This window comes from Aliivibrio finisterrensis (assembly GCF_008933155.1).
Classification (GTDB): Bacteria; Pseudomonadota; Gammaproteobacteria; order Enterobacterales; family Vibrionaceae; genus Aliivibrio; species Aliivibrio finisterrensis.
Genome location: NZ_WBVP01000007.1, coordinates 70,953 through 95,985, shown reverse-complemented (window position 1 = coordinate 95,985; position 25,033 = coordinate 70,953). Strand labels below are relative to the sequence as shown.

Annotated in this window: 19 protein-coding genes, 1 pseudogene and 1 riboswitch; of the genes and pseudogenes, 15 read left to right on the top strand and 5 right to left on the bottom strand. The window is 40.4% G+C overall.

Going from position 1 to position 25,033, the window contains the following annotated elements:
- Positions 1-197: 197 nt before the first annotated feature.
- Both F8B77_RS08315 and F8B77_RS08310 read left to right on the top strand, forming a co-directional pair.
- Entirely contained in the window at positions 198-1,586 is a 1,389-nt protein-coding gene (locus F8B77_RS08315) for a glycoside hydrolase family 1 protein (protein WP_151654970.1), read from the top strand.
- A gap of 259 nt (positions 1,587-1,845) precedes the next feature.
- Positions 1,846-4,599 carry a M16 family metallopeptidase gene (locus tag F8B77_RS08310; protein WP_151654969.1) on the top strand — a complete coding sequence of 918 codons (2,754 nt, stop codon included), beginning with the start codon at positions 1,846-1,848 and terminating at the stop codon, positions 4,597-4,599.
- Positions 4,600-4,764: 165 nt separating this feature from the next.
- Here the strand turns inward: F8B77_RS08310 and crcB are convergent, their stop codons facing one another.
- Complete coding sequence (crcB, locus tag F8B77_RS08305; protein WP_151654968.1) at positions 4,765-5,145, bottom strand: fluoride efflux transporter CrcB; 381 nt, start codon at positions 5,143-5,145, stop codon at positions 4,765-4,767.
- An 88-nt stretch (positions 5,146-5,233) separates the two neighbouring features.
- Here crcB and F8B77_RS08300 point away from each other — a divergent pair, with 88 nt between their 5' ends.
- From F8B77_RS08300 to thiH, 7 genes and pseudogenes are all read left to right on the top strand, one after another.
- Entirely contained in the window at positions 5,234-5,656 is a 423-nt protein-coding gene (locus F8B77_RS08300) for a universal stress protein (RefSeq protein ID WP_151654967.1), read from the top strand.
- A gap of 239 nt (positions 5,657-5,895) precedes the next feature.
- A riboswitch (TPP riboswitch) is annotated at positions 5,896-6,008 on the top strand.
- A gap of 190 nt (positions 6,009-6,198) precedes the next feature.
- Positions 6,199-8,133 (top strand): phosphomethylpyrimidine synthase ThiC, encoded by a 1,935-nt coding sequence (gene thiC / locus F8B77_RS08295; protein WP_151654966.1) that lies wholly within the window; start codon positions 6,199-6,201, stop codon positions 8,131-8,133.
- A 112-nt stretch (positions 8,134-8,245) separates the two neighbouring features.
- Positions 8,246-8,899, top strand: a pseudogene (thiE, locus tag F8B77_RS08290) (thiamine phosphate synthase); the annotation flags it as partial.
- Positions 8,892-9,749 carry a HesA/MoeB/ThiF family protein gene (locus tag F8B77_RS08285; RefSeq protein ID WP_151654964.1) on the top strand — a complete coding sequence of 286 codons (858 nt, stop codon included), beginning with the start codon at positions 8,892-8,894 and terminating at the stop codon, positions 9,747-9,749. The pseudogene thiE and the gene F8B77_RS08285, both read left to right, overlap by 8 nt.
- On the top strand, positions 9,742-9,954 hold the full coding sequence (gene thiS, locus F8B77_RS08280; RefSeq protein WP_151654963.1) for a sulfur carrier protein ThiS: 213 nt from the start codon (positions 9,742-9,744) through the stop codon (positions 9,952-9,954). Before F8B77_RS08285 ends, thiS begins: the two co-directional genes overlap by 8 nt.
- A 1-nt stretch (position 9,955) precedes the next feature.
- Complete coding sequence (locus F8B77_RS08275) at positions 9,956-10,726, top strand: thiazole synthase (RefSeq protein WP_151654962.1); 771 nt, start codon at positions 9,956-9,958, stop codon at positions 10,724-10,726.
- Positions 10,727-10,736: 10 nt separating this feature from the next.
- The gene (gene thiH, locus F8B77_RS08270; RefSeq protein WP_151654961.1) at positions 10,737-11,852 is read left to right on the top strand and encodes a 2-iminoacetate synthase ThiH; all 1,116 of its coding nucleotides are present in this window, start codon (positions 10,737-10,739) and stop codon (positions 11,850-11,852) included.
- Between the two features lie 132 nt (positions 11,853-11,984).
- Here thiH and F8B77_RS08265 read toward each other — a convergent pair whose 3' ends face one another.
- The 3 genes from F8B77_RS08265 to F8B77_RS08255 all read right to left on the bottom strand — a co-directional run bounded on the left by F8B77_RS08265 (position 11,985) and on the right by F8B77_RS08255 (position 17,546).
- Positions 11,985-14,432, bottom strand: coding sequence for a family 20 glycosylhydrolase (locus F8B77_RS08265; protein WP_151654960.1), 2,448 nt, complete (start codon positions 14,430-14,432; stop codon positions 11,985-11,987).
- Positions 14,433-14,704: 272 nt separating this feature from the next.
- Positions 14,705-16,498, bottom strand: coding sequence for an aminopeptidase P family protein (locus tag F8B77_RS08260; protein ID WP_151654959.1), 1,794 nt, complete (start codon positions 16,496-16,498; stop codon positions 14,705-14,707).
- A gap of 82 nt (positions 16,499-16,580) precedes the next feature.
- Positions 16,581-17,546 (bottom strand): LysR family transcriptional regulator, encoded by a 966-nt coding sequence (locus F8B77_RS08255; RefSeq protein WP_151654958.1) that lies wholly within the window; start codon positions 17,544-17,546, stop codon positions 16,581-16,583.
- A 97-nt stretch (positions 17,547-17,643) separates the two neighbouring features.
- Between F8B77_RS08255 and F8B77_RS08250 the strand changes: the two genes are divergently transcribed.
- Positions 17,644-18,861 carry a multidrug effflux MFS transporter gene (locus F8B77_RS08250; RefSeq protein WP_151654957.1) on the top strand — a complete coding sequence of 406 codons (1,218 nt, stop codon included), beginning with the start codon at positions 17,644-17,646 and terminating at the stop codon, positions 18,859-18,861.
- 148 nt (positions 18,862-19,009) lie between these two features.
- Entirely contained in the window at positions 19,010-19,294 is a 285-nt protein-coding gene (tsrA, locus tag F8B77_RS08245; protein WP_130045796.1) for an H-NS-like global regulator TsrA, read from the top strand.
- Between the two features lie 79 nt (positions 19,295-19,373).
- Here tsrA and F8B77_RS08240 read toward each other — a convergent pair whose 3' ends face one another.
- Entirely contained in the window at positions 19,374-20,285 is a 912-nt protein-coding gene (locus F8B77_RS08240; RefSeq protein WP_151654956.1) for a DMT family transporter, read from the bottom strand.
- Between the two features lie 127 nt (positions 20,286-20,412).
- On the opposite strand from F8B77_RS08240, the gene rmuC reads away from it, so the two are divergent.
- From rmuC to ubiB, 4 genes are read left to right on the top strand one after another with little or no spacing between them, the layout of a single operon-like run.
- A complete protein-coding gene (gene rmuC, locus F8B77_RS08235; protein WP_130048505.1) occupies positions 20,413-21,933 on the top strand; it encodes a DNA recombination protein RmuC in 1,521 nt (506 codons plus the stop codon).
- Positions 21,934-21,989: 56 nt separating this feature from the next.
- Positions 21,990-22,754: a bifunctional demethylmenaquinone methyltransferase/2-methoxy-6-polyprenyl-1,4-benzoquinol methylase UbiE gene (ubiE, locus tag F8B77_RS08230; RefSeq protein ID WP_130045799.1), complete on the top strand. Its 765-nt coding sequence runs from the start codon at positions 21,990-21,992 to the stop codon at positions 22,752-22,754.
- 12 nt (positions 22,755-22,766) lie between these two features.
- Entirely contained in the window at positions 22,767-23,390 is a 624-nt protein-coding gene (locus tag F8B77_RS08225) for a ubiquinone biosynthesis accessory factor UbiJ (RefSeq protein WP_151654955.1), read from the top strand.
- Positions 23,387-25,021, top strand: coding sequence for a ubiquinone biosynthesis regulatory protein kinase UbiB (gene ubiB / locus F8B77_RS08220; RefSeq protein ID WP_151654954.1), 1,635 nt, complete (start codon positions 23,387-23,389; stop codon positions 25,019-25,021). Before F8B77_RS08225 ends, ubiB begins: the two co-directional genes overlap by 4 nt.
- Positions 25,022-25,033: the final 12 nt, after the last annotated feature.

Sequence of the window (25,033 nt, the reverse complement as noted above, 5' to 3'; positions counted from 1 at the left end):
GAAGACCTCAGCAGAAATGCTGGTTTTTTTCGTTTCTAAAGCATAGAAAAGAACTACGTATTCCTCGCCCCAAGGATATTAGCAACCATTATTATTACAGTTTGAATTGTTGATGAGAGAGATATCTCAGACTTATTCTCAATTATTGACTATATTCATAATAATATTAATTTATTGAGTGTAAGTAGGAACAACTCATGACTACATTTCAAAAAGGCTTTTTATGGGGCGGAGCGATTGCTGCGAATCAAATTGAAGGTGCATTTCAAACCGATGGTAAGGGCTTATCAACATCAGATATGCTTCCTAATGGTATTCTTAGTCCATCACAAACCAGAGAAACAAGAACGGATGGCATAAAAGATCTCGCTATTGATTTCTATCATCGATATCCAGAAGACATTAAATTGTTTGATGAAATGGGGTTTAACTGTCTACGTCTTTCTATTGCGTGGACTCGTATCTTCCCAAATGGTGATGATGCCGAGCCAAATGAAGCGGGATTAGCATATTATGATGCGATCTTTGATGAGTTAGCCAAGTACGACATTGAACCTTTTGTTACGCTTTCTCATTATGAAATGCCTTATGCTTTAGTTGAAAACTATGGCGGCTGGAGTAATAGAAAGGTCATCGAGTTCTTTGAGCGATACGCTAAGGTCGTATTTGAGCGCTACCAGAATAAAGTTAAATTATGGCTGACATTCAATGAAATCAATATGTCACTACACGCCCCATTTACCGGGGTAGGGCTACCTGATGAGGCTGATGAGCAAAGTATTTATCAAGCGATTCATCATCAATTAGTTGCTAGTGCTCGTGTGGTTAACTTATGTCATCAAATGCTCACTGATTCTAAAATTGGCAACATGTTATTAGGGGCGCTTAACTACCCATATACGTGTCATCCCGACGATGTACTTGCTGCTATGCATGAGAATAACCAATGGCTTTTCTTTGGTGATGTGCAAGTTCGCGGAAAGTATCCAGGTTACATGTTGCGTTATTTCCGTGAAAATCAGATAAGTTTACACTTTGTAGACGGTGATCTTGAAGAGCTAGCAAAAGCGAGTGTTGATTTTATCTCATTCAGTTATTACGCCAGCGGATGTGCGAGCGCCGATCCAAAGAAAAAAGAGGTTGGTAATATTGTCGCGAGTGTTCCTAATCCACACCTAGAAGCAAGTGAGTGGGGGTGGTTAATTGATCCTAAAGGGTTACGAGTGCTATTGAATGTCCTGCATGACCGTTATCAGAAACCACTATTTATTGTTGAAAATGGGTTAGGCGCTAAAGATGTAGTCACAGAAGAAAATACCATTGAAGATGATTATCGAATAGCCTACTTGAACGACCACCTAGTTCAGGCTCGCGAAGCGATGCTTGATGGTGTTGAATTAATGGGGTTTACCTCGTGGGGACCAATTGATTTAGTCAGCAATTCTGAAGCTCAACTGGATAAGCGTTATGGTTATATTTACGTAGATCGGAACGACAAGGGTGAAGGTAGTTTAAAGCGTATTCCGAAGAAGAGTTTTTATTGGTACCAAGAGGTAATTAAAACTAACGGTAGCTCATTAAAGTAGATTTATTAATGTGAGTTGTATTTATTGATTCGATAGCTAAATGGTTTTAAAAGTACTCAATAGAAAAGCTACAGTAACTGGTAACAAAACATCTTGGAAAGGCATTCTCATAAAGGGTGCCTTTTTTTGTTGGAAGAGAAATAAGCAACAAGAAAACCTATTGATAATAATATCTATTATATTTATTTCTTGTAATTATGCTCAATTTATATTCAGATATGAAGCGAATAAAATATAAACAAAACTACAAGGATGTGTGATGAAAAGTTATTGGTTAGCGTTTATTGTCTGCTTATTTATATCAGGGTGTGCACCTACATCCGTTACAGAACTAAAATCGGACCCTCGCTGGGTCAGCGGTCAGCTTGATAATGGGTTCCGTTATCATATTTATCCTGATCGAGAGAAAGAAGTCTCCATTCGTTTTATTGTACATGCTGGCTCACTCCAAGAGACAGATAATCAAAAAGGTTATGCTCATTTTGTCGAGCATATGGCTTTTAATGGTAGTGAACATTTTTCTCAAAATGATGTAATTTCTCTGTTTGAAAATGCAGGCTTAAGTTTTGGGGCAGACATTAACGCCTACACCTCTTATGAAGAAACCGTTTATAAATTAGATCTCCCAAATAATAGTGAACTCAATAACGCATTCACCTGGATGAGGGATATTGCTGATGGTATTGAACTCTCTTCGACTGAAGTCGAAAAGGAGAAAGAGGTAATTCTTGGCGAGTTTCGTCATTCGAGATTAGAAGATAAGCCTATCTCTGCTCAGTTTTATGAACATGTAATTGAGGGGACGATTTATGAAAGTAATGATCCTATTGGAAATAAAGAGTCGGTTTTATCCGCCTCTTCAGCACGGTTGTCTGAATTTTATAACCAATGGTATCAACCTCAATTAGCTGAAATTATTATTAGTGGTGATGTTACTTTAGAAAATGCAATAAAACTTATCACAGAACATTTTGAGAGCTGGAAGAAAGGAACTTCGACAGTTAGCTTAAAACCGTTAGAGGCTTTAAATCAAAATAACTTTATAGGAAAAGTAGCAAGTGGTGAGGCACCAAGCATTGCTATAGTCATTGAGCGTGGTGATTTTCGAACCAATACAAGAGAAGAACAACATCAGTTATGGCTAGATGAAATTGCTCATTCAATTATTCAGCAAAGATTAGGTGGGGTATACCTTGACGCAGCAATGCCAGTTCAATGGATTTACTCAACGGATTACTATGCGTCTGATCAGCGTTATTTCATCTCTTCAGTTTCGTTTCCTGCTAATTATAGAACCCAAAGCCAACAACTATTTTTAGAAACGCTAGCTTCGCTACGAGATCATGGCGTGTCATATAGTGAGTTAGATAATTTACTCCAACCTTACCATCATCAGCTTGATAATCTTGATGCCAACCGAGAAAAATTGACGCCTTATGACCATGTTGAAAACAGAGTTAACGGCATTGTGAACCAGCAAATAAGTCAATCAAGTTTAGATTACGAAGCAAGTTTGAAGACATTTTTAGCAGCGACAGATTTGAAAGCAATTAATGATCATATTGATGAATTACTGTCATCTTCGTATCAATTTGCTATTGGTGTTGATTCGGTTGAGTCGATGGCTCAAATAGAATCAAGTATCCCTGAACTAAAATCAATATATGCAAAATCAGGAAATGAACCACTGATTAATAATGTGAGTGCTGCTTTTCCTATACCAATGACGAGTGGCACGATTCTGTCTGAAACTCAATTATCTGATGAACTCGATTTAACGCGTTGGACACTAGGCAATGGAGTAAATGTCCTTTATTTGAGAAAACTCGATGCTGGTGATGAAGTGGTGTTTTCACTAGCAAGTAAAGGGGGGATTGCAGCGTTGCCTTCTGAATTGATACCGGCTGCTAATATAGCTGTTCCTACCGTGACTCGTACTGGTATAGGTAAATTTACTGGCTCTCAATTAGATTCCCACTTAAGAAATAGAGGGATAGAACTTTATCCTTTTATAAACTTTACACATCATGGTATTGAGGGAATAACAGATAAAGAAGGACTAGCAGAGACGTTTGCAGTGCTGGCTACGATCATGTCTGAAATTAATGTAGATGAAGAGCAATTAAAAGCAGTAAAACAGGAGTTTGAGCAAAACAGAAGTGCGTATATATCAACCTCGCTTGGGCAATTTACTAAAGCAATTAATAGAAATACATTTCCTTCAACCAGTCGTCATCAATTGCTCGATGGTGATGGTGTAAACACGGTGACTAGTGATCAAATTAAACGTGTGCATCATTTACTATTTCAGCAGAACCGTAATTATCAGTTAGTGGTTGTGGCTAATTTAAAACCGTCCGAGTTAAAACCGTTACTTCGTCAATATATAGCAAGCATGAAATTGAGTTCTGCGGATAAAACCGATTACGCCTTAACGTATAAGTCAGATCCTGTTCTAAGTATGACGATGGCGGTAAATACTGAGCAGAACAGTCATTATTTAGCTCAATTTATATCAGAGCAGAGCATCGAAAATAAATCAGCTAAATCCATTTTTATGGAAGATATGTTGCAACGAATCATATCTAAGAGGGTGATGCATTATGTTCGTGAAGAATTAAGTTTGGACTATGCACCCTATGCCGTAATGGTTAATGCAGACAGTGAATTTAAGCCTCATTGGCTTATTGGGGCACAAGTTGCCCCTAAGAATGCAGAGCTTATTGAATCTGCTGTTAACAAGGTGATAGAAGAGCTATTGAAAGGGGTCACTGATAGTGAGGTTAACGCTGCTGCTAAACAGTTGGTAGTAGATTTAGAATCATTAAAAGATAACTCTGTACAACAAGCATGGTTCTTAAATCGTTACACGATACATGACTATGGAATTGAAGCGTTATTTGATATTCCAAAAACAGCGAATTCAGTTAATGCCGAGGACATAAATAGATTAATTAAATCTTCATTTGGTAAAAATAGTCGCCAGTTTACATATTTATCGACACCGATTTGATATTTATGATGAATATTAATTTTTAAATTTATAGCAGGATAGGTGCTTTACTCCCGATGCTGTTGGGGATCAGCTCTACTTTCTCGTTTTTAAATATCTAATCAAACCTCTGCAGATATGCTGAGGTTTGATTGTGTTTGGGCTAGGGAGGGCTGTAACGCGTTGTTAGCTTTTTATTAGTTGGAAACCAATAAAACAAGCTACAACACTAAGAGTGACATTTAGTAGGATATTTAAACCGGCTTTAAAGATCTCACCTTGCTGCATCAAAATAACATTATCCATTGAAAAGGTAGAGAAAGTGGTTAAAGCACCTAGAAATCCAAGGCCGACGATTGGACGCCAAAGGCTGGACTCTATGATACTCTCGCTAAGAGAAGCCATTAATATACCCATAATAAGAGAGCCGATAACATTGACAGTTAAGGTGCCGTACGGGAATCCTTTGCCTAATAGGACAATGCAGAGTTCAGAGATTAAATAGCGAGAACAAGCCCCAACAGCTCCACCTAAAGCAATGAAGCCTAGTAGCATAAATTGATTCATTGGTACCTCAATTAAATTAGAAATTTTGCCTTTAATAGTAAGATAGCAGTCTAAAGTTTTTTATCCATGTTTTTTGTAGGAGCAATATATGAAGTTATACCAAACAGTTTTGTTGGCGATTAATCCAGATGAAAGTCGAGCGCATAAGTTAATGACAAAAGCGGCTATTTTAGCCAATCAAAATGAAGCGGAACTTGATGTTGTTTTTGTTGAATTAGGTATTGGCAACACCAATTATATGGACGTTGAATTAGGATTAGATTGCTGTGATAACGCCTTAGATTTTAAACGTATTGAGCAATTATCTGAATTATCAAAAAAGTCACCTCATCCGGTACGTTCAATACATATTGCTGATGGTGATATCGTTAAGCATATCAGTGATATTGGAAAAAATATTCATGCAGACATTGTTATGATTGGTTACCACAAAAGCAAAATACATTGGGGGCGAACGCTTGGCGGTGAAATTGCAGATAAAACTGCATGTGATGTTATTATTGTCAAATAACCCATGTTTAATTGTGTCTATTGAGGGTTTTCTACGGATTGCGAGTATTCAAATGGTGGATAACTACAATTCCATCGTTTTGTTTACGGAGAAGCATATTAGGTTCATATGATTAAACCTAATATGCGCTCACTCACAAACTCAGCCACCCACCTGATAACTTTTTTCTCTTTCGTTTCATTTCTTCTGTACTTTCTTTATACTCCGAACACGTTCAGATTTTGATTCAAAGATCTGAAAGAAACTTGTCGGAGTGCTTAGTGCTTTTTAAAGTACGAGCTGAGACCGCAGTGCGGGATCCGTAGAACCTGATCAGGCTAATACCTGCGAAGGGAACAAGAGATATTTTTTATCTTAGTTTGTTAATCACTAACCGAATTATTTAATGATAAATCGTAGCTTAATTTTAGCTTTAATTTATTTATGTAATTCATAACATACAGATATGCAGGCCTATTCTCTGTTGTATCTCAAACTAAGAACCTCTTGCTACAACTCAAATCCGACAAGCAATTATTCTATTTTTATCAAGGAATTTTGCTATGTCGTCTAGTCGCAAACAAGCACGTTTAGATGCTAAAACCAATATTGAATCGTTGTCGGTTCAACCATACCCAAATTCAAGTAAAGTCTATATTGAAGGTTCTCGTCCAGATATTCGCGTACCTATGCGTGAAATTTCTTTGGCTGACAGTTTAGTTGGTGGGACAAAAGAGAATCCGACACTAACGCCAAATGAGCCGATTCAAGTTTATGACACTTCTGGTGTTTATACTGACCCAAACTATAAGATAGATGTTTATCAAGGTTTACCGAAATTGCGTGAGCGTTGGATTGAAGAGCGCAGTGATACTGAGGTTTTGGGGGGCGTTAGCTCGGTTTATTCTCAAGAACGATTGGCGGATGAAACCCTTGACGAACTTCGTTATGGAAACCTCCCAACGATTCGCCGCGCTAAACAAGGTCAATGTGTTACCCAACTGCATTATGCGCGTCAGGGAATAATTACGCCTGAGATGGAATACATTGCTATTCGTGAAAACATGGGACGCCAAAAGTTTGCAGATGAGCAGTTAAATCATCAACACCCCGGACACAGTTTTGGGGCTAACTTACCTAAAGAAATCACTCCTGAATTTGTGCGTAACGAAGTGGCAGAAGGCCGCGCTATTATCCCATCAAACATAAACCATCCAGAAGCTGAGCCAATGATCATTGGTCGTAACTTCTTAATTAAAGTTAACGCCAATATTGGTAACTCCTCTGTCAGTTCATCAATTGAAGAAGAAGTCGAAAAACTAGTTTGGTCAACGCGTTGGGGCGGCGATACCGTAATGGATTTGTCTACTGGTCGAAATATTCATGAAACTCGTGAGTGGATTCTACGTAATAGTCCGGTACCGATTGGCACCGTTCCAATGTATCAAGCGTTAGAAAAAGTAAATGGTGTTGCTGAAAACCTAAACTGGGAAGTGATGCGAGATACCTTAATTGAACAAGCCGAACAGGGTGTTGATTACTTTACGATTCACGCCGGTTTACTGCTTCGTTATGTTCCAATGACGGCAAAGCGAGTGACGGGTATTGTTTCGCGCGGTGGCTCAATCATTGCGAAGTGGTGTTTGGCTCATCACCAAGAAAGCTTCTTATATACGCACTTTCGCGAGATCTGTGAAATCTGTGCTAAGTACGATGTTGCCTTATCTTTGGGCGATGGCTTACGTCCGGGTTCAATTGCCGACGCTAACGATGAAGCACAATTTGCTGAATTAAGAACGTTAGGTGAGCTAACCAAAGTTGCGTGGGATTACGATGTTCAAGTAATCATCGAAGGCCCAGGCCATGTTCCGATGCATATGATTAAAGAGAACATGGACGAGCAATTGAAGCATTGCCATGAAGCGCCATTTTATACCTTAGGTCCATTAACCACTGATATTGCTCCGGGGTATGATCATATTACATCAGGGATTGGTGCTGCCATGATTGGTTGGTATGGCTGTGCCATGTTGTGTTATGTGACGCCAAAAGAACATTTAGGCTTACCAAATAAAGACGATGTGAAGACTGGCTTGATTACTTATAAGTTAGCAGCACACGCAGGGGACTTAGCCAAAGGTCATCCGGGAGCTCAAATCCGTGATAACGCCTTATCAAAAGCCCGTTTTGAATTTCGCTGGGAAGACCAATTTAATCTCTCTCTTGATCCAATCACCGCACGTGAATTTCATGATGAAACACTGCCGCAAGAATCTGGCAAGGTTGCTCATTTCTGTTCAATGTGTGGACCTAAATTCTGTTCAATGAAAATTTCACAGGAGGTTCGTGAGTACGCCAAAGATATCGATCAAGTCGCATTAGACCAAGCGATTGAGTTCAAAATGATTGATGATCCACTTGAAGGAATGCGTCAGAAATCAGAAGAGTTTAAAGCGTCAGGTTCTGAACTTTATCATCCTGCGGTAGAGACGGAATAGCTCATTATCTTTCTTTTAAATCAATATTGAAGATGTAGTAATAAATAGTAAGTGGTGTTTCACGTGAAACATCGCTTGTTTATTGAAGGTTTGAGGAGAGATGAGTATGTATACTTTTCCTGCGATTGATAGAAATAAATTTGGTCTTTACCCCGTGGTTGATGATGTGTCATGGATTAAAACCGTGCTTAGCCTTGGGGTGAAAACGGTTCAATTACGAATTAAGAATCCAGAACAAGCAGACATAGAAGAGCAGGTAATCAACGCAATCGAACTTGGCCGTCAATATGATGCTCAAGTGTTTATTAATGACTATTGGCAGCTAGCCATTAAACACAAGGCATTTGGAATTCACCTTGGACAAGAAGATATAGAAATCGCTGATCTGCAGGCAATATCAGATGCTGGCATTTGCTTGGGGTTATCTACTCATGATGACAGTGAGCTATTGAAAGTGAAAGCTCTCAATCCTAGTTATTTAGCGCTTGGACATATATTTCCTACACCCACCAAAGATATGCCATCACAACCGCAAGGCCTAGTTAACCTAGCAAAAAACCAACAGCTAGCAGGTGATACTCCAACCGTAGCTATTGGTGGCATTGATCTTACGGTCGCAGAGCAAGTGTGGCAAACCGGTGTAGACAGTATTGCGGTAGTTCGCGCGATTACTCAGGCTAGCAATGTCGAAGAAGTTATAACTCAGTTTACCGCTATTCTTGCTAAGCCAAGAGAGAAGAAAAATGTCGAGGCTACTTATGAGTAATTTACTAATGGAGGGGCTCAATGACCAAGATTTCCTCCGTTATAGCCGCCAAGTCATGTTGCCTGATATTGGTGAAAAAGGGCAGTTAGCACTAAGAAATAGCACAGTATTGATGATTGGTTGTGGCGGGCTTGGCTCTGCCGTTGGAATGTACTTAGCTGCTGCTGGCATAGGTACCTTGATTGTCGCTGATGGCGATAAACTTGAATTGAGTAACTTACAGCGCCAAGTTATTTATCGTAAATCGAATATCGCTCAGAACAAAGCGATTGCTATGGCGCAGCAGATAAAAGGTCTAAACAATGCCGTTACGGTTGAGGTTATCAATCATCATTTAACTGAACCTGAATTATCTCGCTTTCTGACTCAAGTCGATGTCGTTCTCGACTGTAGCGATAACTTATTTACGCGTCATGAGATTAATGCTGCTTGTGTAAAAAACGGAGTAGCACTTATTTCTGGTGCGGCAATCGGGTGGCAAGGACAACTGATGCTGTTTTCTAATCAGCAACAGGATAATCAAAATGCATCAGCTTGCTACCATTGCTTGTTTCCATTTACAGAAAGTCAGCAAACGCAAAACTGTCAGTCATTTGGCATTATCGGTCCTGTGGTTGGTATGATTGGCAGCCTACAGGCGTTAGAAGCCATCAAGTATCTCACTCAGCCAAGTTGGGTTAAGTGGAGTTCGATTCATCAATTTGATGGCAGATCACTTAAATGGTCTAGCATTGATATCCCTAAAGACAACACTTGTTCTGTTTGTTGTCGATCCCAACAGCACCATCATGTTTCACGTGAAACAGTGCAAAGCCAAGAATGTATTAATGGAGAGTTTATCTGTGAGTAATCTAATAACAATAGAGCTGAATAATGTGGTTTATCGAGTAGAGAAAACACACTCCATTCACTCTTTTCTTGCCCTGCATAAGGTTGATTCTCAAGGGTGTGCATTAGCGATGAGCAATCAAATAATCCCAAGATCAGAGTGGCAAACCCGTGGTCTTTCTGATGGCGAAAGTATTTCATTATTTCAAGCGATAGCAGGAGGCTAACATGAGTGGCTCATTAATCATTGCCGGTAAATCTTTTTCATCTCGCTTGTTTACTGGAACCGGAAAGTTTCCCAACTCAGACATAATGCAAAAATCATTAATAGAGTCGGGCTCTGAATTGGCGACCATGGCGCTGAAACGTGTGGATGTGAATAACCCAGCAGACAATATTTTAAAACCCATAGTAGATGCTGGAATTCACTTATTACCCAATACGTCTGGTGCTAAAAATGCTCGTGAGGCAATCTTTGCCGCACAACTGGCGCGTGAAGCATTGGGTACAAACTGGCTAAAATTAGAAATTCATCCAGACCCTAAGTACTTAATGCCAGACCCAATTGAAACACTAAAAGCAGCAGAAGAGCTAGTGAGGCAAGGGTTTGTTGTCTTGCCTTATTGTCATGCTGATCCGGTGTTGTGCAAACGATTAGAAGAAGTTGGTTGTGCTGCAGTGATGCCTTTAGGTGCTCCCATTGGTTCGAATAAAGGCATTGCAAGTCGTGACTTTTTAGAAATTATTATTGATCAAGCTCGCGTACCTGTTGTGGTTGATGCCGGTATCGGTGCGCCATCTCATGCTGCGTTTGCGATGGAAATGGGAGCAGATGCAGTTCTTGTGAACACGGCGATTGCAGCTGCAAGAAATCCAATCGCAATGGCGACCGCCTTTAAGTTAGCGGTGCAATCTGGCCGATTAGCTTACGAGAATGGCTTAGCGCCCGTAAATACCCAAGCGGTTGCTTCTAGTCCATTAACGGCATTTCTTGATTAAGGTGAATGAAATGACATTTACTGATGAATGGAAAAAGTTACATTGGGATGAGGTTAAACTCTCCATCTATAGCAAAACTTATCATGATGTTGAAAGGGCGTTGAATAAACCCAAGCGGGATCTAGAAGACTTTAAAGCATTAGTTTCTCCAGCAGCAGAAAGATACCTTGAACAAATGGCTCAAGAATCTGCCCGTTTAACTCGTCAGCGATTTGGTCACACGATTGGTTTTTATATTCCTCTGTATCTTTCTAATCTATGTGCCAACGCATGTACTTATTGTGGTTTTTCAATGGAGAATCGAATTAAGAGAAAGACACTTAATCAAGATGAAATAGCACAAGAAATGGCAGCAATTAAAACGATGAACTTTGATAGTGTGCTTTTGGTTACAGGAGAGCACGAAACTAAAGTTGGAATGAATTATTTTCGTCAAACACTACCACAGATAAAGCAGTCGTTTAATTACATTGCGATGGAAGTTCAGCCTCTTGAACAAGAAGAGTATGCAGAATTAAAAACCTTAGGGTTGGATGCGGTAATGGTGTATCAAGAAACGTATCATCCATCGACGTATGCAGAACATCATCTTCGTGGAAATAAAATGGACTTTCAATATCGCTTAGAAACACCAGATAGATTAGCAAAAGCGGGCATAGACAAAATAGGTATTGGTGCGCTTATCGGTTTAGAAGAGTGGCGAACGGATTGTTTTTTTGTGGCGGCGCATTTGGACTACTTAGAGCGTCGATATTGGCAAACGCGTTATTCTATTTCTTTTCCAAGATTGCGACCATGTGAAGGTGCACTCGAACCTAAATCAATCATGAGTGACAAACAACTGGTGCAATTAATTTGTGCTTATCGGTTGTTAAACCCAGAGGTTGAACTGTCATTGTCTACTCGGGAGTCAGAACACTTTAGAGATAATGTATTACCTTTAGGGATCACATCTGTGTCTGCTGCATCAAAAACTCAACCGGGTGGGTACGCTAATGACAATGAAGAGTTAGAGCAGTTTTCTATCAGTGATGAGCGCTCTGCTTTAGCGGTTGCAGAAGCGGTTCAGGCTAGAGGGTTTGAGCCTGTATGGAAAGACTGGGAGCGAAGCTTTACTGTGAACTGAAAGAAATATCGCTTTCAAAGTGAAACGGTGATCGAGTGTGTTTGGCTACTCAGTAAATAAAAAGTACCACTCAATATTGAGTGGTACTTTATGTGGTTTGATTACTCTGATTTTAAGTTAGTTAATTAACGCCTATTTACGTAATTGACGAATCAACTCTTCTGTTGGACGCACGATAGCGACAATCATCTCATCATAGATTCCTGATGCATTGGTAGTGATTGTTAATAGGTTATCCAGTTGCTTTGATGACGGCTTCTTACCTTGTTCAAGCTCTTGAATAACCGCTAATGTTGCTGTTGCTACTTCAATATGTTTTGCTGCCAATGGTGCAGTATCAAGAGAAGCGATATTGTTGTTAAAGATCACTTCTGATGTTTGTGCACTCTTTAGAACGGTTTGATAGTGCTGCTTCAGCGCTTTTAAATCCGCTTTATTGTTTACTGCCGTTTCTGCCAGTTTTATCATATCTAGTACCGCGAAGCTTTCTACAGGAACTGCGTCAACAAAACGATTCAATCTTTCATATTGATTGTATAGTTCACCCTTAGGCTCGGTTGAATTAAACTTAGCCCAGTTTCGAGCATAGTACTGCGCAGGTTCTGCGTAGTTTGCAAAGCTCATTAATGCAGACACATCACCGCCGTTGGCAATACGTAAGTACTGTTTATAGCTATTGGTTTGATGCTGCAAGCCAACAGAAATCGTTGCCCAATTATCTATTGCCTGTAGGCGTTGGTACATGCTGTCTTCATCAGTAAGATTTTCTGCTGACCATAAACGTTCAGCAACGGCGTAAGTTCGAGGCCAAATTCGACCTTCAACAGTCAGATCGTCGTAGTTCTCAGCCCAGATAGCAGCTTCACCACCAAGAATTAGCTTTTGTTCACCTTTATTCAAAGCAACAGGATAACCGCCATTAGGTGCAGGGATCTCAGAGTTTGTGATTGATGAACTTGCTGTCATTTCACCTGTGGTTGGCCAGCGAACATTACCCACAAGTTGATAACTCTCTTTTTCAATATTGCCATTGTCAAAGGTTAAGTTGAATTCGGTGTAAGACATGAAGTTATCAAAATGACCACGGAATGACTCACCTTTGGTATATTCCATGATATCGACTTTAGCTCGTGATTTTCCGTTGTAATCAGTAAAGGCACGAGCATCACCATTTTTATCGGTAATGATGGTTAGTGTCCCTTTACGTGGACCACCTTTGCCTCTTGGTTTTTGCCAAGTGTAGGTTTCGAATGTTTCTCCGTTGTGCAGTTGATCATCGACTTGTGGTCCCTTTGGCATAGGGTCATTACGATAATGGTAGCTGGTTGGTTGTGGCTGATCTAAGTAGAAGCCAGTTGATAGTAATCCGGCATAGCCTTCTTTTGCTGCTCGACCAATACTGTCATGCCCACGCCAGCTTTGAATGACAATTGATGTCGGTAGATCTTTATGCCAAATCTCATCCCAACCCATGATTTTCTTACCTTTTTTGTTTAGCATTTTTTCAATGCGCGCATTTAGGTATGACTGTAAACCACGATTACCATCAATATTATTTTCAGCGATGAATGCTTGGATTTCTTTATTGTCTGTCCATTGTTGGTAGTTTGGTTCATCACCACCAATGTGAATGTATTCATCAGGGAATAGCTCTGTTACCTCACTGAATACTTTGTCGAAGAAGACATAGAGTTCAGGGTTAATAGGGTTCATTAGAGGAACAAAAACACCCCAAGCACGTTGTTGGTCATACGATTGTTCACCTTCTCCCGACATTAATTCAGGGTAGGCATGAGCAACAGCTGACGCGTGGCCCGGCAATGAGATCTCAGGGATTACTCGAATACCGCGTAGGCGGGCGTATTCCACAACGTCTTTGATCTCTTCTTTTGTATAGAAATCACCATCGGCGGTTTTCTCCCATAACTTAGGATAACTTTCGATTTGAATACGGATTGCTTGGTCATCCCATAGGTGCCAATGGAAGACATTCATTTTTGCTGAAGCGAAACCATCAATTTGACGTTTAATTGTATCAACGGTAACAAAGTGACGAGAAGAATCAAATGATGCTCCACGCCATGGGAAACGAGGTTCATCTTCAATGTTTATTTGCGGAGCAAAGTAACCGTCTTTAGTTGTGTTGATTAATTGAAGAAAAGTTTCTGCACCACGGAGTGCACCGTATGGACGGTCAGATTCTAAAATGATTTGTTTTTTATTGATGGTTAGTTCGTAAGACTCATCAATATCATTATCTTGGATGTTGTTTTTTGCTGCTTTACTAACATCGATAATTAAGGTCGCTTCTTTTTTTGATGCAGCAAAAGGGGTAAGTAATGGTAATCCTGTTTGAGTTTCTACACGTTGAATTATACGCTGAGCAAGTTTTTGAATACGTTCTGATTTATAGCCATCGATATAAATACTAAAATCGTTAGTAATCGCTAATTGGCCCGAGTTTAACTCTACAGATTGTGGATATGGCATCAAGTTTAAGTCGGTATTTGGTGCGGAGGCGATTGATGATGCACTAAAAATAAGGCTTGAAATCGTAAGAGTTAACAGAGTTTTTTTCATTATGTGTAGTCCTATATTCCTTTAAATTCGGAGGGAAGGATTACTTATAATGGATTGGCTGTATGTGATCAGTTTATCGTTCTGTATTAGTTGTATTGAGTGAAGTGTCACTAATGAGATGCCGTGCGGGATAGTATTAGATTAGATACATTATTTTGCAGTGAAAGTGTGAAGTTAGAGGTGTTTCACGTGAAACCTTTATTTGCTTCAAAAAAAATGCCACTGTAAAAAGTGACATTTAAGTTTATTTAAACGGTAGAGTTAATTGGTCATTAACCTTCGTAACTTAACTCTGCAGTGGCTTGTTTTAGCCACTCTTTTACATCACCTTCAACCAATGGGCTTACTTCATCCCACACTTTCTGGTGATAGTTGTTTAGCCAAGTAAGTTCTGGGCGGTTCAACATATCAACATTGATTAAACGCTTATCGATAGGGCAACGAGTTAAAGACTCAAAACCAAGAACCGAGAAATCACCTTGAGTTTCGATTTCAACGACCAGCTCTAAGTTCTCAATACGGATACCAAACTCATCTGCACGATAATAACCAGGCTCATTAGATAACACCATTCCTGGGATAAGAGCGGTGTTGTTGACTACTTTAGCAATACGTTGAGGTCCTTCGTGAACACTTAGGAAGTGACCAACACCGTGACCCGTGCCGTGATCGTAATCGTAGCCTTGAGCCCATAAATGCTGGCGAGCAAGGATATCTAGTTGATGACCGCAAGTTCCTTTAGGGAAGCGAGCAGAAGCCAAACCAATGTGACCTTTTAACACCAAAGTAAATTGCTGCTTGATGTCATCACTTGGTGTACCTACTGGCAAGGTACGAGTAATGTCTGTTGTGCCATCTGGGTACTGACCGCCTGAATCAACAAGGTATAAGCTGTTCATTTGTAGCTTACCTGGTTCAGGTTGGTTTTCATGATTGTAGTGACACATTGCTGCATTGCCTGCTGCCGCTGAAATAGTATCGAAACTTAAATCAGCTAAGGTTGCATCTTCTTCGCGGAAGGCTTGAAGTTTGTCTGCAAGAACCGCTTCGTCATGTAAGTTACCCGCTTCGATCTCAGCGTCAAACCAAGTTAGGAATTTAACCATCGCCGCACCATCACGAATATGACACGCTTTCATTCCTGCTTTTTCTGTTTCATTCTTTGCTGCTTTTGGCAGTAAACATGGATCAGCCGCTTCGATAAGTTCTGCGCCTGCATCGGCAAGTACTAATGACATCCACGCATTTGATGTTGCTGAATCAACCATTACTTTCTTACCAGTAAGTGATTGTAGAATTGATTGAAGTGCTTCTGGTTTGTGAACACGAACACCGTTACCTACATGAGCGTCAAACTTTGCTGGAAGGCGGCACTGATCTAAGAAGAAATCCACGGTTTCATCTGCGTGAATAATCGCATGAGAAAGCAATACTGGAAGACGAGATACGTCTAAACCACGCACGTTCAGTAACCAACAAATTGAATCTAATTGCGTTAATAGTGCTGCATCTGCATTTTTCTTTGTTACTTCTTTGGCTATTTCTTGACGTTTATCGGCGCTTGATTGGCCTACTAGAGCGAATTCCATTAAACGAACATCAGAGACTTTAACCTCAGGACGGTCATTCCAAATTAAGTCGATTGGATTTTCGCTGACCGTTTCGAGTGTGACAAAACCTTCAACGGTTTTTGTTGCACTCTTAAGCCATAGTGCTGTGTGCATACGAGGGTCAATAGCCACTTTAGCATTCGTAGCTAACGTATCTTTAATCCACTCTAATAGCGGCTCTTCATGAAGGTGACGATATTCAAACACTTCTGCAGGTACTTGTTTACGAACTTGAACCGTGTAACGACCATCAACAAAAATGGCGGCTTTATCTTTGGTGATAACCGCGGCACCAGCAGAGCCAGTAAATCCTGTTGCCCATAATAGACGTTCATTATGTTCAGGAATGTACTCACCTAGAAATTCATCTTCATGTGGAATGATGAGGGCGTCGAAATCTTGTTGTGCAAGCCAAGAGCGAAGTTGCTCAATGCGTTGAGAAGTTTGAGGATGCATCTGGATAGTCCTTATTATTGTTCTGTCCGTGTCGTGTCGAGGCAGAAAGCGTTGTTTGTATTCGAGCTATAACCTAGCGCTTTTATTGCGTATCTGCAATTGTTGATGCTGATAAATCTTTACAGTGGCTGATTATGATATTGCGTAGCCAACAATTGGCAGCATCATTGTCTTTTTGTTGGTGCCAAAAGAGCGTGTAGGCCATTTGGGGTAGCTCTGTTGGTAGAGGTAATACAACCAAATTGAGTTGCTTGGCGACAAGTTTAATAAAATGACTTGGCGCGGTGAACACTAAGTCGGTATGGGTGCATAAACTGGCGGCGCTATTAAAGTCAGGGACGATAATACCAATGCTTCGCTCAAGCCCTTTATCGGCAAGTTTGTAATCAAGCAGCCATTGATCTTTACCATCACAACGCACTTGAACGTGACGCTGTTGAAGATAAGTATCTAATGTCCACTCTTGAGTGAGTACCGGATGATCTTGGCGAACCAAGCACATTTGACTGTCTCGATAAATCTCTTGGCCTCGAATATCAGCAGGCATTTGCATCGTGATGTTTGCGTATTTTGGATCGAGATCTTTCCCGGTAATACCAATGTCCATTTCGCCTGATTGCAGTTTCTTTAAAGTATTGGTATCCCAGGCGTGGGTATCAAGCATGACATTCGGCGCTTCATTTAAAATGTAAGACATGAAGTGCGGCAAAAGCAATGGATAAGTGCTCTCTACTAAACCGACACGAAAACGATAATGACTGCGCTGAGGCTCAAAGGTGGCGGATTCTGTGATGCTTTCTAAATGACTTAATAAGGTTTGCAGTTGTCGCTGAAGATTGCGAGCTTTGGCTGTGGGGAGTAGGCCATAAGCAGTACGAGTAAACAGAGGGTCATTAAATTGTTCCCGTAGTTTAGCTAGGTTTTTACTGACCGCAGACTGGCTTAAACAAAGACGCTGCGCTGCACGTGTAACGCTTTTTTCTTCTAACAATAGATGAAGTGTAAGCAATAAATTGAGGTCGACTTTACTCAGTTTTTCAAAAAACATAGAGATATTCCAAAATAGAATGTTAGATCTGAATATAAACCATTTCTGTTCATATCTCTAGTTACGTACACTTCACGGACTATTTTAGGAGTTACACATGCACACGCCAGTTTCAGCATTACCAATACAACAATCAGATAAAAAAATTATTACGTTAATGGTTATTTTGGTTTTATTTAGTCCATTAGCTATCGATATATACCTTCCTGCTTTACCTATGATGGTAAGTGAATTTCAAGTCGCGCCAACGTTAGGTCAAGATACGATTACTTGGTTTATGTTTAGTATGGGCCTTGGTCAGTTGTTCGCAGGTCCGCTTGCTGACCGTTATGGGCGTCGTCCAATTGCTTTAACGGGTATTGTCATTTATGGCTTGAGTGCGGCTCTTGCGTATTCAGCTCAAGAGATGGAAATGCTATTAGTTGCTCGATTGCTGCAAGGTTTTGGTGCGTGTGCGACGTCAGTTGCGGCTTTTGCTTCGGTTCGTGATTCGTTTGGAGCAGAAAAAAGCGGCCGAATGATCAGTTACCTTAACGGAGCTATCTGTTTTATACCGGCATTAGCCCCTATTTTGGGCAGTTACTTAACCATTCATTTTGGTTGGCGTTCAAACTTCAGTTTTATGGCTGGTTTTGCACTAGTCGCTCTTGCGTTGATAGCGATTAATTACAAAGAAACAAAACCGAAAGACACAGTACAAACAGGGCGTTTAATCAGCCCATCTCGTTACTGGTCGGTACTACAACATCCAACATTCTTATTCCACGCAACCTTATGTATGTTAGCGATGGGAGTTATCTTAGCTTACGTTACTTCTGCACCGGTTTTCCTGATTGATAAGCTTGGGCTGACAATGCAAGAATTTACTAATTGGTTTGCGGTAAATGCGGTATTAAATATCGCGGCGTGTTTTGCCGCACCTAAATTTATGATCAGATTCGGAACCCGAAAAGCACTCCTTTTTGGCTTGAGCGTACTTATTGTCGCTGGCGGACTAATGCTAGGGTTCCAACATATTCAGCAAGCTTGGGCGTTTATGATCCCGATTTTCTTCTCGTCGGTAGGCTTCGCATGGGTACTGGGTTCGGCGGCAGGTAAAGCATTAGCACCTTTTGGTGATAGAGCGGGCACTGCTGCTGCATTATTAGGGTTGTTCCAAATGAGTGGTGCAGGCGTCATTGTTGGCACAATGCAAAGATTAGCACTCCCTTCTGCACAGCTTTTAACGCTAATGATGTGGCTTCTTATCCCAGGCTTGCTGATTCTATTGAGTAAAAAAGGAAAAGTATGGCATTCAGAGAAAATCGTGGAATAATTTTATTTGTGTAATCGCCATTAATCGCATAATTTGTACATAAATAAAGCATTTTTGACTTTTAATATATTCAGTTAGTTTTCGTTTCGGTGTATATTCAGCACTTATATTATTATTGATTGATTATAAAAACAGGGCAAAACACGCAATGTCGATGTCTATTATTGAAATGGCTCGTGTTCTAGAGCAAATGGAAGAGTCGCCAGAGAAACTCATGTTTGGTCGACTTCTTTCAGAACTGGGTAATCAAAGCCAAGAACGAGTACGAAGTGCGGCACGACAAGTGTCTGTACCAACATTGCGTGATCTTATTTACCAATTCCAAGTGGTAATTGAAGAGCGCAAAGGCGAAACAACAAAAAAATTAGCCGAAGAAATGGCCAAAGAAGGCGTCTCTTTAGAAGATTTTCAAGCTTATTTAGCAAGCAAATAATGTGTGCTGACTAAATAAGTAACAACAATAAAAAAGCAGCGAATGATCGCTGCTTTTTTTGTGTCTGATAAGCTGCTATCTATTCATTCTCAATTGCAATTTCTTCTTCTTTTTTCTTACCATAAAATTGTTGAACTAATAATCCGCACACAATCATAATTAAACCAATTAAGGTTGATGGATGGATCTCTTCACCAATAATGTTAGCCAATAACAATAAAGAGATAAAAGGAGAAGCAAAAATTAGGTTACTGATACGCGCTGTATTTTTTGTTAAACGCAGTGCTGATAACCACAATACAAACGTTATGCCCATCTCAAACAAACCGACATAAGACACCGCTAGCCAACCACTCATTGGGATTTGTGCCCAAGGCGCACCTTCATAAATACTCAAGCCAATCGCCACAGGCAAAGCGACTAAAAAACCAAGCAGTAAACCAAGAATTGGGTCAGCCTTATTTTTCGCATTTAAAATCCAGTAACTTGCCCACAATAAGGTTGAAACGAGAGCCAGACCGACACCTAAAGGGCTGTCAAATTCTAAGCCTAATACATCACCTTTGGTCGCAATAACGATAACCCCAGCGTAGCCCAAGACACAAGCTATCCAATCTTGCTTACGTATTTTTTGACCCAGAAAAACAGCGGCCATTAAAGTCAAAGTAATTGCCCAGCTGTAATTGATTGGTTGGGCTTGAGAAGCCGGTAGTAAATCGTAAGACTTGAAAAGAACCAAGTAGTAAGCCAGTGGATTAATGGCACCTAATAAAATGTAGTACAAAGGGTTGGCTACAAAGGTATCCAGTAATTTCGATAGGTTCTTTTGATAAGCGGCCACACCCGCTAATGCAAGAATAGAGACGGCACTTGCGATAGTTAGCATCTGAGTGGGGGTAAAATGCTCAAGGGTGATTTTAAAAGCGGTTGCGACGGTTGACCATAATAGAACAGCAGCGATTCCAAATCCTAAAGCACGACGTTCATTCATTGTTATTATTCTCAGTTAGAAATCCATTTAGATCAGGAGTGTACCTGTGCTTGAAAAATAGTGTTAACTGGACATTTATCCAGTATCAAAATATCCTATAAGAATAAGTTTTTGTATTGAGTGAGTTATGGAATTTTTTAATCAATTTGGTGGCCATTTATTGTTTGGTTTTGCAGGGGCAAGCATTGCTTATGCCGTTGCACATGTATTAACAAAAAGTCGTAATCAGCAAGAATTAGCCTTATTAGAGCATGAATTAGAGTCAGAAAAAAAACTCGCCTCAACTCAATTAAGCCAACTCAACCTGCAGTTAGAAAAACAACAAATAGCGCTGAATGAATTAGATGGCGAAAGAGATCAGTTAGCACAAGAACAAAAACAATCTCATGGTCGCCTAATGGCAGCAATGGAAAAGTTGCGCTATTTTGATTCGATCCAAAAAGAGAAAGAATATTTAACCCAGCAATTGGAGTTTTCACGCCAAGCAAATTCGAATGTTGAAGCAGAGCTGAGAGAACAAGAAGCTCGTCATGAAGAAGAGCGTAAATCGAGCCAAGAAAAGCTTGAGATGTTAGAGCGAGCAGAGTTGCGTTTAAAACAACAATTTGAAAACTTAGCCAACCAACTTTTTGAACAAAAAACCAAAACAGTAGATGAGCAAAACAAAGTCAGTTTAGAAGGCTTGTTGTCACCATTAAAAGAACAGTTAGAAGGATTTAAAAGACAGGTTAACGACAGTTTTGGTTTTGAAGCTAAAGAACGTCACACCTTAGTGCATGAAATTCGTAGCTTGCAACAGTTGAACGAACGAATGACACAAGAGGCGGTAAACCTGACCAACGCACTTAAAGGTGACAATAAACAGCAGGGCAATTGGGGTGAAGTGGTCCTTGCTCGAGTACTACAAGAGTCAGGGTTACGAGAGGGTCATGAGTACGACACTCAAGTCAGTATGGATGACGAAGACGGTAAGCGTTTTTACCCTGATGTGATTGTTCACTTACCTGATGAGAAAGACGTCGTGGTCGATTCAAAAATGACCTTGGTGGCGTATGAGCGATTTTTTAACAGTGATGACTTTAATCAAAAAGAACAAGCATTGGATGAGCACTTAATGGCCATTCGTGCGCATTTACGCGGATTAAGTAAAAAGGATTACCATAAGTTAAATGGCTTACGTAGCCTTGATTATGTCTTAATGTTCATTCCTGTAGAGCCAGCATTCCAAGTAGCTATTGAAGCGGATCCCTCGTTGATATCTGATGCCATGGAGCAGAACATTATAATTGTAAGCCCTACAACGTTACTTGTGGCACTAAGAACCATTAGTAACTTATGGCGTAACGAGAGACAAAACCAAAACGCAAAAATCATTGCCGATCGCGCCAGTAAGCTATACGACAAAATGCGTTTGTTTGTTGATGATATGGAAGCGGTGGGTGGTTCATTAGATAAAGCCAATCAAAGCTACCAAGGTGCAATGAATAAACTGGCAAGTGGGCGTGGCAATCTTATTCGTCAGGCAGAAAGCTTTAAAGAGCTAGGTGTTGAAGTAAAGCGAGATATAAATCGTAAATTTATTGAGCAATCTTTTGAAGCAGATACACTGCAAACACTTGGTGATAATGGCTTGGATAAAGTAGACTAGAGCGCTGTTGAATTCAGAGAGTAGGGATTCAGCGAACAATCTCTAGAGGACGAAAAATGACGGACAAGATGAACATGGCTGAAGAAACAACGCACTTCGGCTTCACCACAGTCGCGAAAGACGAAAAAGTAGCGAAAGTTGCAGAGGTATTTCACTCTGTAGCAGCAAAATACGACATCATGAATGACCTTATGTCTGGTGGTGTTCACCGTGTTTGGAAACGATTCACGATTGATTGCAGTGGCGTACGTCCTGGTCATAAAGTTCTTGATTTAGCAGGTGGTACTGGTGATCTTACGGCTAAATTTTCGCGTATTGTTGGTGATACAGGCCAAGTGATTTTAGCGGATATCAATAACTCAATGTTGAATGTTGGTCGCGACAAATTACGCGATATGGGTATTGTTGGTAACGTGAATTACGTACAAGCAAATGCGGAAGAACTGCCATTCCCAGATGATCACTTTGATTGTATTACTATTAGTTTTGGTCTTCGCAATGTGACAGACAAAGACAAAGCATTACGTTCGATGTTCCGCGTGCTTAAACCGGGTGGTCGTCTGCTCGTGCTGGAATTTTCAAAACCAATTCTTGAGCCATTATCAAAAATTTATGACGCGTACTCTTTTCACCTATTACCAAAAATGGGTGAGTTGATTGCAAATGATGCAGACAGCTATCGTTATCTTGCTGAATCCATCCGTATGCACCCAGATCAAGAGACATTGAAGGGCATGATGGAAGAAGCGGGCTTTGAACAAGCAAACTATTACAACCTAACGGGTGGTATTGTTGCTCTGCACCGCGGTTACAAGTTTTAAAGGATAAAACCAATGCCATTAGAACCGTTTGTAACAGGCGTGATGGAAACAGGGTTAAATACACTGTTAAAAGAATCACCAGATAGTAAAGCTGCTTTATTGCGCTTAAAAGGCAAAATTATTCATGTTCATTTAAATGAAGTGAACAAGGATCTTTTCTTTGTCTTTAGCCATCTACAAGTTGATATTCTTTCTCAATTTGAAGGCCAAGCTGATTGCTATCTTGCTTTAAATCTTTCTGTTTTGCCGCAATTGCGTAACCAAAACAATATTACTCAACTTATCAAACAAGATAAGTTGGTATTAGAAGGTGATTTAAAACTTGCTCAGCAATTTTCAGGGTTACTTGAAGAGTTAAAACCTGATGTAGAAGAGAAGTTATCTCAATACACAGGAGATATTGTTGCTCACACGTTAGTAAGTGGTGTGAAAGGCAGTGCGTGTTGGGTAAAAAAACAAATTACTCGTCAAACACGTCATGCAGCAGAAGTATTAACGGAAGAGTGGAAAATCGCACCAGCACCATTAGAAATTGCACACTTCTGTGACCAAGTGTCTGATGTTGAAAATCAACTCGCAAAGTTAGATGAACGTTTAACGCGATTATTAACCAATAATCCAATGGAGCGCGCATGACGCCATCAGAGTTAAAACGCCTATATCATATTACCAAGGTTCAACTTGAGTATGGCTTGGATGAACTGCTGCCTGATCACGCGTTAACTCAACTACCAAAGCGTTTACGTCGTGGCCTTTTTTGGATTAAAAATAAGCATCCAGAAAAACCACTGGGGGAACGCTTACGTTTAGCGTTGCAAGAACTGGGTCCTGTTTGGATTAAGTTCGGTCAAATGATGTCGACTCGTCGTGATCTCTTTCCTCCGCATTTAGCAGACCAGTTGGCATTATTACAAGATCAGGTCGCTCCATTTGATGGTCAATTAGCAAAAGACCAAATGGAAATATCATTAGGTGGACCACTAGAAAATTGGTTTACTGATTTCGATATAATCCCATTGGCTTCTGCTTCGATTGCACAGGTTCATACTGCCAAACTTAAAGAGTCTGGTCGTGAGATTGTTCTGAAAGTAATTCGTCCTGATATTCGCCCTGTGATAGAAGCCGATATTCGTTTAATGTATCGCATGGCAAGGTTAGTTGAACAACATATTCCTGAAGCGCGCCGTTTAAAGCCGGTTGAAGTCATTGAGGAATACGAAAAAACCCTAGTGGATGAACTAGACTTAAGAAGAGAGGCTAGCAATGCAATGCAGCTACGCCGAAACTTCGAAGGTAGCGAAGAGCTGTATGTACCAGAAGTTATTTTGGATTTAAGCTCTGAACATTTAATGGTATCTGAGCGTATCTATGGTATTCAAGTATCAGACATTGCCCAGCTAGAAAGAAATGGCACCAACATGAAGCTATTGGCTGAGCGTGGTGTATCGGTCTTCTTTACTCAAGTATTCCGTGACAGTTTCTTTCATGCAGATATGCACCCAGGCAACGTATTCGTTAATCCAGATAATCCAGAAAATCCACAATGGATAGGGTTAGATTGCGGCATTGTAGGAACTCTTAATAAAGAAGATAAGCGCTATTTAGCAGAAAATTTATTGGGTTTCTTTAATAGTGATTATCGTAAAGTCGCACAATTGCATGTTGATTCAGGTTGGGTTCCGGCAGACACGAATGTCGAAGAATTTGAGTTTGCGATTCGCATGGTGTGTGAGCCAATTTTTGCTAAACCATTAGGGGAAATCTCTTTTGGTCACGTGCTATTGAACTTATTTAATACCGCACGCCGCTTTAATATGGAAGTGCAGCCACAACTGGTATTATTGCAAAAAACATTATTGTACATAGAAGGGTTAGGACGACAGCTTTATCCTCAACTGGATCTATGGGCAACCGCCAAACCGTTTTTAGAAACGTGGATGGCAAAACAGATTGGACCGGCAGCCTTTATGACTGCTTTGACTGAGAAAGCACCATTCTGGGCAGAAAAACTACCTGAACTACCTGATTTAGTTTATGACAGTTTGCGCCAGGGCAAAGTTCTCAATCAACGAATGGATAAACTCTACGCAGGGTATCGTCAAAGTAAGCGACAACAAGCAAAAGGTAAATTCCTATTTAATGTTGGCGCAACTCTGCTGATTTGTTCTGCGGTGTTATTAACCAGTAACATTACTGCGTTAGCATCAATTAGTGCTGCTACAGGAGTCACGTTTTGGCTATTAAGCTGGCGAGCATATCGTCAATAAACGTTACTCTAT

Coding starts and splice junctions, on each gene's coding strand:
- F8B77_RS08315 (WP_151654970.1), top strand. CDS start 198: ATGACTACATTTCAAAAAGGCTTTTTATGGGGCGGAGCGATTGCTGCG.
- F8B77_RS08310 (WP_151654969.1), top strand. CDS start 1,846: ATGAAAAGTTATTGGTTAGCGTTTATTGTCTGCTTATTTATATCAGGG.
- crcB (WP_151654968.1), bottom strand. CDS start 5,145: ATGAATCAATTTATGCTACTAGGCTTCATTGCTTTAGGTGGAGCTGTT.
- F8B77_RS08300 (WP_151654967.1), top strand. CDS start 5,234: ATGAAGTTATACCAAACAGTTTTGTTGGCGATTAATCCAGATGAAAGT.
- thiC (WP_151654966.1), top strand. CDS start 6,199: ATGTCGTCTAGTCGCAAACAAGCACGTTTAGATGCTAAAACCAATATT.
- F8B77_RS08285 (WP_151654964.1), top strand. CDS start 8,892: ATGAGTAATTTACTAATGGAGGGGCTCAATGACCAAGATTTCCTCCGT.
- F8B77_RS08275 (WP_151654962.1), top strand. CDS start 9,956: ATGAGTGGCTCATTAATCATTGCCGGTAAATCTTTTTCATCTCGCTTG.
- thiH (WP_151654961.1), top strand. CDS start 10,737: ATGACATTTACTGATGAATGGAAAAAGTTACATTGGGATGAGGTTAAA.
- F8B77_RS08265 (WP_151654960.1), bottom strand. CDS start 14,432: ATGAAAAAAACTCTGTTAACTCTTACGATTTCAAGCCTTATTTTTAGT.
- F8B77_RS08260 (WP_151654959.1), bottom strand. CDS start 16,498: ATGCATCCTCAAACTTCTCAACGCATTGAGCAACTTCGCTCTTGGCTT.
- F8B77_RS08255 (WP_151654958.1), bottom strand. CDS start 17,546: ATGTTTTTTGAAAAACTGAGTAAAGTCGACCTCAATTTATTGCTTACA.
- F8B77_RS08250 (WP_151654957.1), top strand. CDS start 17,644: ATGCACACGCCAGTTTCAGCATTACCAATACAACAATCAGATAAAAAA.
- tsrA (WP_130045796.1), top strand. CDS start 19,010: ATGTCGATGTCTATTATTGAAATGGCTCGTGTTCTAGAGCAAATGGAA.
- F8B77_RS08240 (WP_151654956.1), bottom strand. CDS start 20,285: ATGAATGAACGTCGTGCTTTAGGATTTGGAATCGCTGCTGTTCTATTA.
- rmuC (WP_130048505.1), top strand. CDS start 20,413: ATGGAATTTTTTAATCAATTTGGTGGCCATTTATTGTTTGGTTTTGCA.
- ubiE (WP_130045799.1), top strand. CDS start 21,990: ATGACGGACAAGATGAACATGGCTGAAGAAACAACGCACTTCGGCTTC.
- F8B77_RS08225 (WP_151654955.1), top strand. CDS start 22,767: ATGCCATTAGAACCGTTTGTAACAGGCGTGATGGAAACAGGGTTAAAT.
- ubiB (WP_151654954.1), top strand. CDS start 23,387: ATGACGCCATCAGAGTTAAAACGCCTATATCATATTACCAAGGTTCAA.